2 protein-coding genes and 2 pseudogenes are annotated in these 2,672 nt (G+C 78.4%); all 4 read left to right on the forward strand.

Annotated features, from left to right (window positions below):
* A pseudogene (locus B7L92_RS43145) lies at window positions 1-216 on the forward strand (haloacid dehalogenase); the annotation flags it as partial.
* Window positions 213-1,211, forward strand: coding sequence for a glycosyltransferase family 9 protein (locus B7L92_RS35820; protein WP_081241365.1), 999 nt, complete (start codon window positions 213-215; stop codon window positions 1,209-1,211). The pseudogene B7L92_RS43145 and the gene B7L92_RS35820, both read left to right, overlap by 4 nt.
* Window positions 1,208-2,158 (forward strand): glycosyltransferase, encoded by a 951-nt coding sequence (locus tag B7L92_RS35825; RefSeq protein ID WP_081241366.1) that lies wholly within the window; start codon window positions 1,208-1,210, stop codon window positions 2,156-2,158. Before B7L92_RS35820 ends, B7L92_RS35825 begins: the two co-directional genes overlap by 4 nt.
* 234 nt (window positions 2,159-2,392) lie before the next feature.
* A pseudogene (locus B7L92_RS43150) lies at window positions 2,393-2,672 on the forward strand (hypothetical protein); the annotation flags it as partial.

Here is a 2,672-nt window from a genome sequence, read left to right on the forward strand (position 1 = left end):
GCCCACGGCATCCTCGTCCCCACCCCGCGGACCCGCCCCGAGGAGACGGCCGCCGCCGCACACGTGGCACCGGACCTCGCGACCGCCGTGCGAGCGGTGCTGGACGGGCTCCCGCGGCACCGGACGGCCACCGCCCGGCCCCCCGGCGCGGGGGACGGGGAAGCCGCGGACGCGGGAGACGGGGAAGCCGCGGACGTGACGGGGAGGCGCGCGTGAAGGCCCTCGTCACCCGCCTCGACAACTTCGGCGACGTCCTGCTCGCCGGGCCCGCCGTGCGCGCCGTCGCCGCCCGGGCCGAGACCGTCACGCTGCTGTGCGGACCGCAGGGAGCCCCCGCCGCCCGGCTGCTGCCCGGCGTGGACGAGGTCCTCGTCTGGGACGCCCCCTGGGCCGGGTTCCAGCCGCCCGAGGTGCGCCGCGAGGAGATCGACGCACTCGTGGCCGCCGTGGCCGCCGTGGAGGCCGACACCGCGCTGATCCTCACCTCCTTCCACCAGTCCCCGCTGCCCACCGCCCTGCTGCTGCGTCTGGCCGGGGTCCGCTTCCTCGCCGCCGACAGCGAGGACTACCCGGGCTCCCTCCTCGACGTGCGCCACCACCGCGCCCCGCACGCCCACGAGGTGGAGGCCGCGCTCGACCTCGCCGAGGCCGCCGGTTTCCCCCGGACCGACGACGGACGGCTGCGGGTGCTCCCACCGCCCCCGGCCGACGGACTGACCGGCCCGCCCGGGTACGTCGTCGTCCACCCGGGCGCCAGCGTGCCCGCCCGTGCCTGGAGCCCCGAGCGGTGCGCGCAGGCGGTGCGCGGTCTCGCCGCCGCCGGACACCGGGTGGTGGTCACCGGCGGCGCGGGGGAGCGGGAGCTGACCGCGTACGTCGCCGGCGACCGGGGCCTCGACCTCGGCGGCCGGACCGGCGCCGCCGAACTCGCCGGAGTGCTCGCCGGGGCCGCCTGCGCCGTCACCGGCAACACCGGCCCCGCGCATCTCGCCGCCGCCGTCGGCACCCCGGTGGTGTCCCTGTTCGCGCCGGTCGTCCCGGCCGAGCGGTGGCGGCCGTACGGCGTGCCGTACGTGCTGCTCGGCGACCAGCGGGCGCCGTGCGCCGGCACCAGGGCCCGGCAGTGCCCCGTGCCCGGCCACCCGTGTCTGGACGACGTGACCGCGCTCGACGTCGTCGCCGCCGTCGGCAAGCTCGTGGAGGTGGCATGAGGATCCTGCTCTGGCATGTGCACGGCTCGTGGACCACGGCCTTCGTGCGGGGCCCGCACACCTGCGTCGTCCCCGTCACCCCGGACCGCGGACCCGACGGGCTGGGTCGCGCCCGCACCTTCGACTGGCCCGACTCGGTCGTCGAGGTGCCCCCGGAGCGCCTGCGCGACGAGGACATCGACGTCGTGGTGCTGCAACGGCCGCACGAACTCGCCCTGGTCGACCGGTGGCTGGGCCGCCGCCCGCCCCTGGTCTACCTGGAGCACAACGCCCCGCACGGGAACGTGCCCGACACCCGCCACCCGGCCGCGGACATCCCCGGCACCACCCTCGTCCACGTCACCCACTTCAACCGCCTGATGTGGGACGCCGGTCCGGCCCCGGCCACCGTCATCGAGCACGGCATCGTCGACCCCGGCCCCCTGTGGACCGGCGAGCTGCCGCGCGCCGCCGTCGTCGTCAACGAACCGGTGCGGCGCGGCCGTACCACCGGCACCGACCTGCTGCCGGTCTTCGCCGGGGCGGCGCCCCTCGACGTCTTCGGCATGGGCACCGAGGGCCTCGCCGGCCACCTCGGCCTGCCCGCCGGCCGCTGCCGCTCCTACGAACTGACGCAGGACCGGCTGCACGCGGAGATGGCCCGCCGACGGGTCTACGTCCACCCCGTGCGCTGGACCTCCCTCGGCCTGTCCCTGATCGAGGCGATGCACCTGGGCATGCCCGTGGTCGCGCTCGCCACCACCGAGGTCGCCGAGGCGGTGCCGCCCGGTGCCGGGGTGGTCTCCAACCGGATCGACGTCCTCGCCGAAGCCGTGCGGGACTTCGTCGCCGACCCGCCGCGCGCCCGCCTCGTCGGCGAGGGCGCGCGGGCGGCGGCGCTGGCCCGCTACGGGCTGGCCCGCTTCCTGGACGACTGGGAGCGGTTGCTGAAGGAGGTGACCCGATGAGGAGCGCCGCGGTGCCCGGGCACGCGGGTCCGCTCGCCGCGCTCGGCGGCGCCGACGCCGGTGGCCGGAACGCGTACGCGGCGCGGCCCGGCGCGGCCACCGCGCCACGGCGCACACCCACCGTGACGCGGCGCGCGCCTGCGCCGTGCGCGGCGTCCGACGCGGCGCCGGAGAACGGGAGGGGGCGGAGCGCGGACACGGGACCCACGGGCGGCCGGAGCACCGGGAGGTGACATGAACGGCAAGGCACCCCTCGTCGTGGTCGGCGACGCGATGACCGGACCGCGCCACGACCACCGCGCCGCCCCGCGGTCCGGCCACGAAGACCCCGCGACCGGCGGACCGGACGCCCTGCGGCGGGCAGGGGCCGCGACGGGCGGGACCGCCCCGCGGCCCCGCCTCCTGGTCCTGCGGGCCCTCGGCCTCGGCGACCTGCTCGCCGGCGTCCCCGCGCTGCGGGCGCGGCCAGCACCAGCTCGTGCCCGGGGAACCCCCGCCGCAGCGCCCGCAGCGC

This window comes from Streptomyces viridosporus, from assembly GCF_002078235.1.
Lineage (GTDB): Bacteria > Actinomycetota > Actinomycetes > Streptomycetales > Streptomycetaceae > Streptomyces > Streptomyces viridosporus.